Origin of the sequence: Desulfosoma sp. (assembly GCA_037481875.1) — a bacterium.
Taxonomy (GTDB): domain Bacteria; phylum Desulfobacterota; class Syntrophobacteria; order Syntrophobacterales; family DSM-9756; genus Desulfosoma.
Window position 1 is genome coordinate 133,410 of record JBBFKY010000001.1, and the last position, 14,516, is coordinate 147,925.

Annotated in this window: 8 protein-coding genes; 4 read left to right on the forward strand and 4 right to left on the reverse strand. The window is 53.8% G+C overall.

Translation table 11 applies throughout. The features are described 5' to 3' along the window. Positions 1–99: 99 nt before the first annotated feature. Positions 100–276 (reverse strand): hypothetical protein, encoded by a 177-nt coding sequence (locus tag WHS46_00575; GenBank protein MEJ5347168.1) that lies wholly within the window; start codon positions 274–276, stop codon positions 100–102. Positions 277–866: 590 nt separating this feature from the next. On the opposite strand from WHS46_00575, the gene WHS46_00580 reads away from it, so the two are divergent. Continuing rightward, the gene (locus tag WHS46_00580) at positions 867–1,343 is read left to right on the forward strand and encodes a PaaI family thioesterase (protein ID MEJ5347169.1); all 477 of its coding nucleotides are present in this window, start codon (positions 867–869) and stop codon (positions 1,341–1,343) included. Here the strand turns inward: WHS46_00580 and lhgO are convergent. From lhgO to WHS46_00595, 3 genes are read right to left on the reverse strand one after another with little or no spacing between them, the layout of a single operon-like run. After that, positions 1,253–2,455 carry an L-2-hydroxyglutarate oxidase gene (lhgO, locus tag WHS46_00585; GenBank protein MEJ5347170.1) on the reverse strand — a complete coding sequence of 401 codons (1,203 nt, stop codon included), beginning with the start codon at positions 2,453–2,455 and terminating at the stop codon, positions 1,253–1,255. The genes WHS46_00580 and lhgO overlap by 91 nt on opposite strands. A 52-nt stretch (positions 2,456–2,507) precedes the next feature. Further along, entirely contained in the window at positions 2,508–3,794 is a 1,287-nt protein-coding gene (locus WHS46_00590; GenBank protein MEJ5347171.1) for a radical SAM protein, read from the reverse strand. A gap of 20 nt (positions 3,795–3,814) precedes the next feature. Further along, positions 3,815–4,546 carry a polysaccharide deacetylase family protein gene (locus WHS46_00595; protein ID MEJ5347172.1) on the reverse strand — a complete coding sequence of 244 codons (732 nt, stop codon included), beginning with the start codon at positions 4,544–4,546 and terminating at the stop codon, positions 3,815–3,817. Positions 4,547–5,006: 460 nt separating this feature from the next. Here WHS46_00595 and WHS46_00600 point away from each other — a divergent pair, with 460 nt between their 5' ends. The 3 genes from WHS46_00600 (at position 5,007) to WHS46_00610 (ending at position 14,512) form a co-directional block, all read left to right on the forward strand. Continuing rightward, positions 5,007–6,368: a hypothetical protein gene (locus WHS46_00600; protein ID MEJ5347173.1), complete on the forward strand. Its 1,362-nt coding sequence runs from the start codon at positions 5,007–5,009 to the stop codon at positions 6,366–6,368. A 441-nt stretch (positions 6,369–6,809) separates the two neighbouring features. Next, the gene (locus tag WHS46_00605; GenBank protein MEJ5347174.1) at positions 6,810–7,694 is read left to right on the forward strand and encodes a hydroxymethylglutaryl-CoA lyase; all 885 of its coding nucleotides are present in this window, start codon (positions 6,810–6,812) and stop codon (positions 7,692–7,694) included. 293 nt (positions 7,695–7,987) lie between these two features. Continuing rightward, positions 7,988–14,512: a hypothetical protein gene (locus tag WHS46_00610; protein ID MEJ5347175.1), complete on the forward strand. Its 6,525-nt coding sequence runs from the start codon at positions 7,988–7,990 to the stop codon at positions 14,510–14,512. The last annotated feature ends 4 nt before the right edge of the window (positions 14,513–14,516 follow it).

A 14,516-nucleotide genomic window follows, 5' to 3' on the forward strand; every position in this document is an offset into this window, starting at 1 on the left:
TGTCTATGAGGACATAAAACCGAAAGCCGTGGACAGGCACGCCGTCCACGACTATAAAAACCTGATGGCTCTCGATCAATGTGGTGCGGCTCCATTGGTTCAGCCCAATAGATGCCGAACCTGTGGGATCGGCCCCACAGGAGGGCGGACACATCGGTCCGCCCCTACAGTCGGGTGGATACGGCGGTCCAGCCCTAGGATTTCGTGGACGGGTGTTCCGCCACGACCTAGAATGAGGCGGGCCCCTTCGTCGGCCGTCGCAATCAGGCGGGACACATCGATCCGCCCCTACAGTCGGGTGGATACGGTGGTCCAGCCCCATGATGAGGCGCACTCCGAAGCCCGTCTCACAAAAGGGCGAAGACTCTGATATTCCTCAATAAGGAGGCTGATCCTCCTGCATGTCAATCCCGCCGAAGGCTCAGGCTCCTAGACCGTCGTTTATTTTTCCCGTCTACCAAGTTCCTAGGCTTTTCAAAGCGGTCCGTTTGTAGCAAAAGAGTTCGTGAAGGGTCAAGAGATCCTCTTTGCGCATGTATTGTAAGCCTTGGCGGGGAGCTTGTCCGAGAAACCATAAGGGTGATTTCGGGTAGGTCCATAAAGGTGTAGGGGCGAGGCACCGCCTCGTCCTCACGGCCCTGAACTTGTCTTTGCCCGTAACCACGGCCCTTCCGGTTCCCCATGTGAGCTGACGGAGCTCCCACGTTTCCCTGGGAAATCGTCACGAGTTTTCGTTTTCGGATAGCCTCGTAGGCCAAGCTTTCCATATTTTAACGGCTTCCTGCGTGGATGACGGCTTGAGGTTCGATGTTTTCCGGCTGGTTTCGTCCTGAAAGTGTCAGGACACAAACGGGAGGTGCCTAATCATGGATGAGAAGGTCAGGGCTTTTTTGATGGAAAAGGTGGCTGTTGAACCTTACGCTCGTCATTTAGGGTTGCGGCTTGTGGCCATGAACACGGGCTACGCTCTTGTGGAAATGGATTTCGATGAAACAAAACAAAACATCTTTGGTTTGGCCCACGGCGGAGCCGTCTTTTCCCTCATCGATGAGGCTTTCGAGATCGCTTCCAATTCCCACGGCATCATGGCGGTGGCTCTCAATATGAACATCACCTACATGGCTTCCCCTCGCCTTGGCGCCACGTTGCGAGCGGAAGCGACAGAAGTGCATCGCACCATGCGTACGGCCAGTTATCAAATTCGTGTCACCGATGGCGAGGGGACTCTTGTCGCCGTGTGCCAAGCCTTGGTTTACCGTAAGAAAGACAAGGCTTTTGCAGCCACTTCTTCGCCGATGGCCAAGGAGGAAGTGGCTGCAGGAGAAGGGGCGTTAAGAACATGAACCTGCCCGGGTTCCGCCAAGATGACAAAATCATCTAAAAGTCCGCCGTCACGGCTCAGAGCCTGGGCTCGAACCCCGGCACCTCCCGGGGCCAGATCCTTCGGGGTGACTTCCGGCACCAGTTTCTGCAAGGCCTTGGCAAAGAGTGTTTTGGACTGGGATCGAATCATTTCCTGAAGGCCTGTTTTCCAGTATTTGCGGACGAGCTTTCCAAAGCCGGGGTAGGTCAAGGTCTCCAGGGTGTCTTTCACGTTGACGATCGTTCTCGTGTAGCCTTCTCGAGCCCATGCCAAGACGGCGTTGGGACCGGCTTCCACGGAACCGTCGATACGTCTGGTGAAATGGACACCCAGGAACGGAAACCTAGAATCCGGCACAGGGTAGATAAGGGAGCGAACCAGATGCCGACGATGCTTTTTGAGGCTGTAATATTCTCCGCGGAATGGAACGATTTGGCACGGTGGATTGAACCCCGCGAGGCGAGCGATGCGGTCGGCATATAAGCCCGAGCAATTAATGACAAGGCGGGTGGCATACTTCGCGGTGGGAGTCTCCACCACCGTGGAGCCTCGTTCTTGATGGATCGCCACAACCGGCTGGGAAAACAGAACGCGACCGCCCCGATCTAGAACCACCTGAGCCAGCTTTTGACTGACCTGACGAAAATCCACGATGCCGGTGGTTGGTACCCACAGAGCCTGGACGCAGCGAACATGAGGTTCCACGGCTTGTGCTTCTTCAGGGGAAAGCAGAGCCAGGCCTTGTACGCCGTTGGCGGTGCCGCGTCGTTGGAGTTCCAAGAGTCTTTCGACTTCAACGGCATTTGTTGCAGCCACGATTTTTCCGCAGATCTCAAAGGGAATAGCGTGGTTGCGGCAAAAATTCAGGAGAGCGGCAGCCCCTGAGAGGCACAGGGCTGCTTTTAAGGATCCAGGTCGATAGTAAATACCCGAATGAATGACCCCGCTGTTATGCCCTGTTTGGTGGGCTCCAGGCCTGTTTTCCTTTTCCAGAATGACCAGATCCAAGGACGGCATGCGTTCCAAAAGCCTATAGGCTGTGGCCAGACCCACAATACCCGCACCGATGACGACCCCATCACATTTCTTCATCGACACCTCCATTCCACTCGATGACGCCCCTAGGAAGTTTCACCATGAACTCTCATGCGTCGGAGTCCAAGCACGGATTGAAGTAACCGAATCGAAGGTCGGGGAAACGTTCTTGCAAGATTTTCATAGTGCGCCGAATCCCCAAGGGTTTTCTAGTCGCTTTGAATCCAATGGATTGCAGAATCCATTCGGGATCTACGTTAAAGTTACGCATCTGAATCAAATCTACGGAAGCCTTCTCCAAAAGCTCACACAAAGCCTGCACTTCTTCAGGATCGTCGGTAAATCCCGGCAAAACGAAATAGTTCAGAGAAACAAATCGTCCTCGAGATTTCATGGCTTGAATGGAACGCACAACGTCATCGAAACCGTATCCCTTGGGTCGATAATAGGCGTGGTAAAATTGAGGCCGAGCAGAATTCAGGCTCACTCGCAAGCTATCCAGACCCACATCGGCCAAACGGGCGATCACCTGAGGAAGACTCGCATTGCTGTTACAATGAATTGTGCCTCGTGATGTCTCCTGACGCATGATTCGAATGGAAGCTTCCAGTGTTTTAGCCTGAAGGAGGGGTTCGCCTTCACAGCCTTGACCGAAACTGACCACGGCTCGGGGCGCCTTTAAAAGATGTGGGACGGCTGTTTCGGCGATTTCCTCGGGGGTGGGCACAAAACGTATCCTTTCCTGCGTGGCGCAGAGGCCCGATTCTTCCTGAAGACTGATACAGCCAAGACACCGAGCGTTGCATGCAGGGGACGTGGGAAGAGGGGCCTCCCATCGGTTCATGAAAAGGTTTCTGGCTGCAGGGCACCCGTAAGTTAGAGCGCATCGGCCCAGGTGCTGGATCAGACGGTTGGACGAAGCTTGCCGCATACGTCGTCGCGCGTTTCGAGCGATGGTGTTTGGGTCGAAGTTCTTGAAATCCTGGCGCGGATCGGGATCGATGCGTATAGCCGTAGCGACAAAGCCCCCTTGAAACCACCCGACGGCCGTATACGCGAAAAGGGGCAAAATGGGCGCATGGCCACATGTCTTGTAAGCCGCGGAATAAAGCTGGGTGTATGCCGGAGCGATAAAGGCGGCGACGGCCTCTACAGAATGATGGGGGTTGTAAGGGTCGCGGCTGAGGACCTGGAACCTTTTCTTGTCCCGATCGTAGCCTATGGGGTATCGACCTGGAAGTCGAAAGAGTTCGCTGCCTTCGGGCAAAGGTATGATTTCTGTCGGTGAAGGCCTCGTCAGGTGTCCGGCACTGGATCCGACCATTTCCAAATAGGGATGTTCCAAAATGCGGCCGGAATGATCGGCGTAAAGCAGTAAGGGACGGTGGGCGGACATGACGCGCTGAAAGAGACTCTCTAATCTTGGGGGTTTCTTAAAAGATCCTGAAAGGAGACAAACTCAACTTTGCCTAAAAGATGCAGTTGCTGAATAAGCTCCTCAAGGAAGTCAAAGGCGAAGGAGGTCATCCTTTGGTGATGGATCATGACACCTACCGGCGTCTCCTTGCTCAATGTGCTCCCCAGTTCTTGCAACAACAAGGTGTAATCCGCCAGACCATCGCTGTTCTTTCGTGTGTGCAGGTCCACGGCCACACGCAGGTTTTTCAGCCGGCTGGAGTTTTTCCCCGCTTTCGGCAGGGGATCGCTGGTGGAAACCGCCTTGAACCCGAGCTGAGCAAGAACCTCCAAGGTCATGGCACTACAGCGATTCCACGGTGGAGTGAACACGGGCAGAAGCCGATCTTGAAAAATATCCAAAAGCTTCATATGGCCATGCCAAATGTCTTTCCATTGTTTCTCCAAAGGCCTTTGATCGCCGAATTCCGACTTTTTCCCTGTCTTTTGCCAGTTCACGTGGCGCCATCCGTGCTGATGCCATCCCCAAAGGGGTTCCTGAATTGGAGCGGATGCCACAAGACGTTCTACGCGTATTTCGCTGAGCCAGGCCGGCACCACGGCCAGAGCCAGTGGCACCCCATGGTTGCGAAACAATCCGCAAAGAGCGTCAAAGCTGCGCCCGCCCACACCTATGTCGTCGGCACGAAAAAACACCCGTGCCTTGTTCCTGACAGAAAGCCTTTCCATCATTTCGATCAGGCGTTCCCGCCAGCCGGGGATAGGTGTCCGCCATACAGAGGAAAACACACGAGGTTTTTGAAGTCTCAACCCGGGCCGTGAAGTCGTCAAGTCGTGAAGTTGTGAATCGTGAATCGTAAGCTCGTGAGGTTGTGTTATTGTGATGCTGTTGGGTGAGATGCAGTGAAAGGACGTGCAGCCGTGCGGTTTGTGTCTAAGTTCGAATTTTTTGTTTTTCATGAGACCTTGCCTATAGGCAAAAGAGTCGAGTGGTGCAATCGTGAAAGGTGTGGCACTCGCTTCATTCAATCCCGGAACCGTAACCTCATGGCTCAAGGAGGTGCTCAGTTTACGCCTTCATATTTTTCGATCCCAGTCCCACATTCACGACTTCACGATTTACGTACAGGATGAAGCGTGCGAACGCAATGGTTGGCTCAAATTCCTCAAACTTTCTAAAGGTTAGGCAAGATTGGCAAGTATAAGGAATTCCAGCCGAGAAATCTCGTCTTTGGAAAGGCGCCTTCGAGTGCAAGTCAGGGCCAGGGAACACCGGTTTGCCGCGCTGGTCCCTCAAGAGTTGGTTTCGGTGTGCCGCCGTGAGATGGAGTCCCTTGGCTTGAATATTTTGGAGGAATCAGAGGCGGGCATTGAATTTCAAGGCAAGTTGGAGGCATGTTACCGGGCGAACCTCTGGTTACGCACAGCCGGCCGAATCCTGTGTCGCTTGCCGGCCATCAAGGTTGGAGCCCGCGAAGAGCTTTTTACCAAAACAGTGCGCTTTCCCTGGGAATTGTGGTTAAATGCCCAGGTGCCTGTTCGCGTAGAAGTGCATCTCAAGGCTTCTCGACTGACGCACAGCGGGCTAGTCCAAAAGGCCTTTCAAGATGCTTTGCGGCAACGCTTTGAAAAGCTGGGGCAAAAAGTGAGCTTTCTTGGAGAGGAGCCATCCGCTAAGGAAAGAAACGAGAAGACCTTTCTTCAGGGCGAGGCGCTAGAAGCTTGTCAGAGAACGAGAAAAAGTAATCATTTTCCTGGAAGCGCGGGCCTCCGGCCTGCCGTTTGTGCGGGTGGGACGCCCGCGCTCCCCGAGAGAAGCCCCTTCTCAGACAGACTCTTCGAGCAGCGCATCCTTGTCCGCGTGGAAAACAAGAACTGTGTGATCAGCTTAGACACGACGGGAGCGCATTTACATCTAAGGGGGTACCGAATCCACCATGGGGGAGCGCCGCTACGAGAAACCCTGGCGGCCGCTTTGATCCTTCAATCCGGCTGGACACCCGATGTGCCTTTTCTGGACGGCATGTGCGGAGCCGGTACGGCTGTTATTGAAGCGGCTCTCATAGCTGCAAATATGGCTCCAGGCCGACATCGACGGTTTCTTTTTGAAAAATGGCCTTCATTCCAGGAAAAAACCTGGGCTTACCTTTTGAAAAAAGCCGATGCCGGAATAAAAGACTTGAAGCCTGGAAGTTTGATCGGTGTGGACATCGATCCCAAAGCTGTGGCCATTGCTCAAGAGAATGCCCGTCGGGCCGGGGTCGCTTCTTGGGTGATGTGGCATGAGATGCCCTTTGAATCCGTAAACCCTTTAAAGTGGTCCTTGAACCCCGGCGTCGTGTTTCTGAATCCTCCCTATGGTATCAGGCTGGAGGCCGATCACACGCTTTACAAGCGCCTTTTACTCCATCTTGGACATCGTTTTCAGGGGTGGAAGGCCATTGTTTTGGCACCTCGACGGGAACTCTTGATGTCGGGTGCCGTACGCCCTCGAAAGATTCGGCATTTGCGTCATGGCGGGCTTCCCATCGTCGCGGGTTATTATGATTTGTGAAGACAAGAACGCGCGGACTGTATCTGGATAAAGGGGACACAGAATGTTTTTTCCGGGAGCACGAAAGTTCCGTCCGCACGATCCACAAGCGGGAAGCGTGGAGTCTCGGGACACAAAAAATTGCAGATGCAGGGGCACAGCGTCCTGTGCCCCACGTGCGGAACGGTATCGCCTTGTAGGGCATAATTTGTAGTCTCGGTTACGCTCCTTGGACCATGCCTGAGAACCCACTTTGGCATAAAAACGCGGGCGTCCCTCACGCAGAAATGGCGGGCCGAAAGCCGGCCTTTCCAGGAAAAAACACAGTAGTAGCAAGGCGGCGCCCGGCCGTTACCTCGAAATCACATTGGATGTTTTGGTCTTGAGAGGTCTCAGGTCCACTTCTAGAGACGAAACATCCTGGCAAAGATCGGCTTCCATCTGTCACGGAAGGAGTCGGCTGTGACTGTGCTGATAGAAGAAACCGCGCCTCGAGACGGTCTGCAAAACGAAGCTGCTGTGTGGAGTGTCGAAGAAAGGATTCAACTTATTGAGGAATTGGTAGATTGCGGTGTTCCCAGCGTTCAGGTGGGTTCCTTCGTGAATCCTCGAGCGGTTCCTCAAATGGCCGATACAGAACAAGTGTTTCGAGGTCTCAAAAAAAGACCAGGAGTGGTTTACCGCACGTTGGTGTTTAACGAAAAAGGCCTGGAACGGGCCGGCGATTGTGGTGTGGAACATGTCGCCGTTTTTGTTTCAGCATCGGAGACCCACAGTCTGCGCAATAGCGGCTGCGATATAAAAGAAGCCCTTCGTCGGGCCGTACTCGTGGTCCGTCAGGCTAAGGCGAACGGCCTTGCAGTGCAAGCGGGTGTGATGAACGCTTTTGGATGCCGTTTTGACGGTGTTATTCCTGAAAGCCGCGTCTTTCAGTTGGCATCGGTCCTTGTCGAAGCCGGCGCGGACGAATTGTGTCTTGCCGACACCTCAGGCTGCGCCAACCCTCGACAGATGGAATACCTTGTGGAAACCTTTCTGCGCACCTTTTCCGTTCCTCTGGCCCTGCATCTTCATGACACCTATGGTTTTGGGCTGGCCAACGTGTTTGCCGCCTGGAAGCTGGGAGTCATTCGTTTTGATGGCGCCTGCGGCGGCCTTGGGGGCTGCCCTTTTATTCCAGGTGCGGCGGGAAACATTCCTACGGAAGATCTCGCCCACTTTTTTCATGCCATGGGCGAGGATACCGGCATCGACCTGGAAAGACTCATGGTGGTTAGAGCTTTTCTGGAATCCAGGTTTCAGAGAAAGCTTTTAGGCCGCTACGGTCGCATAACCTGCCCTATATAAAAGTGTCTTTCGGTGACTATGTGAAAAAATTTTTCTTGACCACTGAAGCCAATCTTTATTTATTGAATCTACCGCTAAGCGACGGTCCCCCATTGACTACCCCCGATGGAAGGCCCGCCGCATTTTTTCCCAAGTATTCCATTGAATCGAGCCGCTGAGGGCTTTCCCAATCCTGTGCAGTGACACGAGCGTTGCCGACGCTCGAATGCGGAATTCTTTTTCCTGCGAGTTTTCTTCATTTTCATTCCTCGATCTCTTTCCATCAGCGGCCGTAACACCATGAAGGAGAAGCCATGCAGGATGCTTATTTGTCTTTGATGTCGTCTTTTCCACTCACTTTCGGTCTCGAAGAATGTTTGGCTCGCTCTGAAGCCGTCTTATGGCCTATTCGACCGGAAGGCGACGGCCTGGGTGTGTGTCTAGAAACACCGCAGGGCCGGTATCGAATCCTTTCGGAGGAATGGCTTGCGCCGGGAGTGCGGCTCGGTTTGCTTGGAGCCCGCTATGCCCGTGATCGGCTTCGCTTAGCGGAGTCCACATCGATGCCGCTGTCTTTATGCCGAACCCATCTTGTCGATGGCCGGTTTTATGTTCTTTTGGTCCATTCGGCTAAGGAAAAGTCTGAAGCTTTCGGCGCCGCCGTTTTTCTCGAGGACCCTAGAGGTGACTACACCCTTCTGGAAACTCCCCTGGACCATGCAACCTTGGGACCCTTTCTATTTGCCTTTGCTCAGTTGATGTGCTCTCGCTCTCAGGATCCTGCACGCTATGATGATTTCGGTGATTTTCTAGTTTTGGGCAGTCATAACCTGGTGGAACGGCATAGTACGGACAAGCGTGTGCGGTATTTGTCCCGCAAGGTGCGTGTGGATACAACGCAGTGTACGGAATGTCTGCATTGTGTGGGCTTGTGTCATGAAATGCGCATTCATGTGACTGGTGCAGGGATCAAACTTTTAGGGCCTGTGGAAGATCATTGCACGCACTGCGGCTTGTGCCGCCTGCGCTGTTCCTGTCTTGTTTCCGTGCCATACACGGAAGAGCGGGGATCTCGTTTGGGGCGTCGTGCCCTCTTGGAGAAGGGCATCGGAATTCGGCTTTACGCGGAACACGCCACAGCATGGGATCATTGGCTCACGGCTCTTGAAAAGGATCCCCCCCGTGCTTTTCCCTTCAAGGTGCGGTCTATTTCTTTTGATGGCGCGCCAGATGGCTTTGTGTCGCTAGGAGTGCTTCGGCAGAAAGTGCTGGAGCCTGTGCCGCAGGAGGGGGTTCAAAGGCTTGTTCCGGAAAGGGGATTGACCGTCACGGTTTTTCCCAACACCCCCCCTGCTTGCCTCATTCGGCCACGTTATGTAGCCGGCCTTTTGTGTGCCAGTAAAGACGGCCGCCTAGAACAAGACCTCATGACGGCGGCTCTTCATGCAGGGCTTCAAGTTAGAGCCACGGGGCTTTTTGAGGTCCCTTCCCAGGATTTTAACTTGCCTCATTTTAGAGCTTCTTCGGTTCTTCAGGTCCAAGTGCCGGCCAATGATATGACCCGCTTTTTGAAAAAACAGGGGTTGTGGGACGGTCGATCCATCGCCCGCCTGTGGCGGGATAGAGAGATTGATCTCATTCTTGCTCCCCGAGAAGAAGACGTGCCCCCACGGGTGCATGCGGAAGCTCTGCGGGAAGTGGCAAGAGAAGGGCTCATTCTAAGCCCTCACCTTCCCCAAAAACACCCGGTCACCAAAAGCCCTTTGCTAAATGACTTAACGAGAAGATTGCAGGACGTCTTTTCCCGACATCCTGAGCTCTTGCAGGCGGAAGCTGCCGTTGCCCGCAAGCTTCTGGACGATCTTCCTCGGTCCTCCGCACAGCTTCACGCTCGATACGGCCCTATGGCTTTTGCCGGCGGACATTCCGCATGTCCTTCCTGTGCCGAAGCACAGGTTTTATCGGTTCCTGTTGCCATGGCCATGGCCATGAGTTTGGCTCGTGGCGAGGCCCCTCATGTGACTTTTACCTGTGAAACGGGTTGCATGAGCGAAACCCTAAATAAGATGAACGAAACGGCTCAGAAAGTCCCGGGGGGACGAACCGTGTTCGGCGGAGGCTTTGCCTTCGGTGAAGCCATGGCTCAGGTTTTCGATCGTGCCGTGCGCATGGGACTGCTCAAAAAAGGGCGCCGTTATGTGGTGAGCCAAGGAGGTGACGGAGGCGCCGTGATCGGGCTTCCCGCGTGGCTCAATGCCTTACGTCAGCAGGCTTTTCTCATTCGACAGCGTTGGGCCAATGCTTTGCATTTTATCACCATTACCGACACGCAGGTTTATTCCAACACGGGGGGTGAAAGTTCAGCAAGTTCTCTGCTCGGCATGGGAACCCTCACCACACCCATCGGGAAATTCCTCATGGGCAACCAGAAAATCCAGTGGACTCTCATCAATCTCGCGGCGGAATTTCCGGGCATCTTGGTGGGGATGGGGCACAGCGGGAATCGAGCGTCCAACCAAGAGTTTTGGCTCTTGGCTGACCGCCTGGGGCAGTCGGCCATCCGTTGGGATGTGACACCATGTCCGGAAACCGGCAAATTTTTCGGGCAGGATCCCGATGATTATGCCCGAATCATGGCCCATGCAGGCATGCTGCCCGAAGTGGTGTTTTACGGAAGATATCGAAAACGGGTCGCTCCTTTTCATCCCGAAGATCGAGGAAAACCCTACGAAGAATGGCGCCTGGATCCTAAGCCCGTGCTGTATTGGGTCTCCAGGGATCCTCGCTACAAGGCCTTGTTGGTTCGAGATCCCGAAACCGGTCGTTGGATGCCCAGGAACGCTTTGGCCCGTTTCCTTATCATGCAGCTGGAAACCTATCGAGATCAGATGAATTGGCAGATTGATATGGAAACTCGGCTGATTCTGCAGGCGGAGAGGCGTGTTCGTGCCTTTCTGGATGAACTTCGATCCCGCTGGGCTTCATCACGGCATGATGGAAGTGTTTTTCCTTATGCTGTCCTTTTTGATGAGGAAGGTCGGCTCAAGCCGCATTTTGCTGCTGGCTTGGAACGGGAGATGGTGCTTCGGCTTTTGGGGCAGGAATCAGGGGCTCGCTATACAGAACTGCGGAACGGCTTTCAGGAGGAGGAAGAAAAGCAATGGCAAGCTGTGCTTCGAGCTTTGGAAAGCTTGGAAGCCTTTGAAGAAGGGTTGGAGACATTTGGGGAGGAAGAACACCTGAGTCGGTTACGTCAGGAAGCTCGGGAGGCTTTGGAACAGCTGCGGAAAGCCTATGGCAGACTTCGAGAGGCGGCCGTTGCCCTGTGGGAATCGGATCCCATCGGTAAAGAGCTCCTTCGATCGCAAGACAGTGCCACTTCTCCGACTTCTGGCGAAGATAGCCTTACTCAACTTTTATTTCAAATTTTGGATCGCATCCTGGAAGAACGGACTCTAGCGGCTTGGAGCGAACTCCAGCAGTATCGTTTATCCCAGCAATTAAAGAGAGAATTTTTGCTCACTGGAGGGCTCATACGAGCCCAGCATCTTCAGGCTTCCGTTCATGAACGAGAAGCTCTTCGAGAAGTGATTTCCCGATTTGGACCGTTTACCATCGCCGTAGCCAGCCTGGCCGGGGACCGAGGCATTGCGATAAACCGTGTGTTCGCCCAGTTCCTTACAGCCAAAGGCTGCTGGGCGGGCATGGCCTGGCAGTTTGGTTCGTCCAAAAGAGGAACACCTGTCCTTTCGGCGACCTTTGTCAACAGCCGTCCTCTGGAAAGAAAAGACGCCATGTTTTCTTTCGAGGCTCTTGTGGTAGCGGTGACCAATTTTGAGGAAATGAAAAGAGATCCTGAGATGCTTTTTGGATCTTTGCGCCTTGGAGGGACGGTGATCGTCAACCATTGGGAGGCTCCAGAAAAGCTCTGGCAGGACGTGGTTCGATTTTGTCCGGAAAGCCTTCAACCTGTGATTTCCACCCTGCGGCAACAAGCTTTCCAAGAAGGCGGATGGACCTATGAGCGGTTGGAATCGGAACTGGACCGCGTTTTGGGTTCCATGGGGATTACGGCTACCTCGAAAGAGGGGAAAAGGTTGCGAGCTTTGTGCCGCGCCCTGATTTCATGCCGCATGGTGACTCTGGACATGGACGGAATCATGGAGCGTCTGTCCGGACAGACGGGCATGGTGTCCAACTTGGTGGCGGTGTCCGCCATTTTTGATTCTCTGGTTCATGCCGGCCTTCCATTCAACTGGGACCAGGATAAGTCTCTGCTTATTCAAGGATTCCCCGATGCTGTTCTTAAGAACCCGAAACTCCTCGACCTTTACAGCAAGGCCATGGACAAAGCTCGAAGTGAACGACACGAATGGTCATCCCCCATTCTCATGAACGGTGCCGGCAAACGCGATATTTCCTTTGAAGACATGGCTTCGCTCGAAACTTTTTCTGCAGGAGATTCCCGTCGTTGTGCTGAAGATCCTGGAGACGCCTTCATGATCATGGGCGGGACTCTTGCAGGCATGGTTTTATCCCAGATCGCGCTGCCTGAACATCCCCTTTTCTATGTAGGTTTTCCTATTACGCCGGCTGGAAATCCTTTCTATGCCATGGCGGAAGCCTTTGCCAACGGCCATCCCTATATCGTGGTGGATGAACTCAACCCGTCGGAAAAAGTGGCAGCGGAAAAACTTCTGGGTGTGGCTCGCACCGGCTTATTCCTTCCCGTCACTTTTACGGCTTCCCAAGGCTGGAGGCTCTTTACGGAAATAATTCCTCAGTTTGTAGGGGCGCGCTTGGAAGGTCTCTTTCTTTTAACCAAGCGGGCCTTAGCGGCACCTAATCTGAATATCGAAGAAAGTCACACGGATTTCATGAGTTTTCGAGATGATGGCGGCATCATGCTGGCTCCCAAAAGCATTCAAGAATACGTGCCTTGTTTGTATCTGGCTCGGCTCTTGACCCACTTTGCCAAGTTGCCCGTGATCCTTTCCATCGGCGGCATTACCGACACACACAAAATCGGGCTGACCCGGGTGCCGCCCGATACGGTGGTGCGTCGATGGCTTACGGAAACCTTGCAAGACTTTGATTTTCTGGAAGGGCGCATCGTCAATAAGGCCGGGCAAAGGGTGGTCCATGGTCCAAGTTGTACGGCGGCCACATATCAGGAAACCCAAAGTGAGGTGGAAAAGGCTCATGAGATGGTGCGCCATGTGTGGCCCACAGCAGTGGAGGCCGTACGAAGACTGACCGGTGTCTCCTTGCATCCCTTGGAAGTGCGAACGGCCGGATCAGCCTGGAAAGAAGCTTCGTTGAAGGACAAGGAGGGACTGGAAACCCTTCTCATCCTTCAAGGGTCTTTATTCCCCAACGCGGTGGAAGCCCTTCAGGAACTGGAAGAGGAAGGCTGGCGAGGGATGGGATGTGTGTCTGTGCGACTCATGAATCCATTCCCTGAGGAGGATCTTCAAGGCTGGATACAAGGTCTTCGGGCGGTGGCCGTCCTCGATCGATCCAACAGTTTCGGTTCCGTTCCTCCGTTGGCTTCTCGAGTTTTCAATGCGTGCGCCCGCATGCATCAAGGATCGAATCATGAAAGCTCCGTCCTTTTGCGCAGCCTGGTTGGTGGCTTAGGTGGTCGTGAAATCACGGTCCCGGAAATGAAAGACCTCCTGCTTTCGACCCATCTTCTCTTCAGCCCTTTACAACCGTGGGAACAGGAAGCCTTGCAACGATGGGTCGAGGAAGATGAAACCCTTAAAGATTGGATCCAGGAATTGACCGCGCTGCATGTGCGGGCTTTGGCACGACACACTCGAGTTCCCAAGCACCTCGAGGGCCGAAATGATCCTGAAGAAGCCTTTGTTCAAGAGCTGCATCGTCTGATCATCACTCGAAATTATGGGCGGCTTCTTGCCCATTATCACCAGGTGGAATTTGTAGGACCTCGGGAGCTCTATGGAGAAACAGTCCTTCGGCAGCGTTTGGTCCTGGAGCTGGAAAAGCGCCTGGCACGAGTGGCTGCGGATTTGGGGCACAAGGACTGGCGACGCGCCCTGGTTTTGCTCTACTACGGTGGATCGGACCCGGACCGCGAAAAAGCACGGCTTCTCCTTTCTGGATCACCGCCTCCTTTCGTTTCCAACATCCTTCTGAATCGATTCAGGCTGGATATTTCGGAGCCGAAGGAAACGTTTCGAGTGGAAACATCTGAAGGGCCGGCGAGGGAAATCCTTTCCGTACGGTCGGAACAGCTCGCAGAAGAAGCCGGGGCACAGCCCGCTATGCCCTGGGCATGTGTTCTGGAAGACGATGAGAAAGAAGCGGCTACGTTCTTTTTTGTTCCTTTCGAGCCGGAAGAAAAGGATCGTATCGAAAGAATTGTGAAAAGTCTTGTGGGCCTGTCCATGTCTAGGCCCCTGTTTCTCAATCCTGAAGATTACGATCGCCTGCTTTTGGAATCTTTAGCTCAGGACGAGGAATCCCAGTGGAGCCGTTTGATGGCCGAAGCTTCTGCAGAGGCTGTGGGACGGTTGGAATCGGGCTACCTGTGGACCTATCGTGAAAACATCGACCGATGTGTGCAGCGTGAAGTTTTGGTGAAACTCTACGCTCCGGAAATCGAGGACTTCTTTGAAGGGCCGTCACGGCAAAAACTTCAATCATTTGTCAACGAGCTGGAAGATTCCATGAGTCCTGAAGAAAAAAGGAAAACCGTTGAAGACCATGTGCGGCGCCACGTCTTGGCCGGCTGCACAAAATCCCAGGAGTTTTACCTGGAATATTTCCGCACATGGGTGTGGCCTGAAATCAGCGGCCAAAGAGCCATCTGAGTTC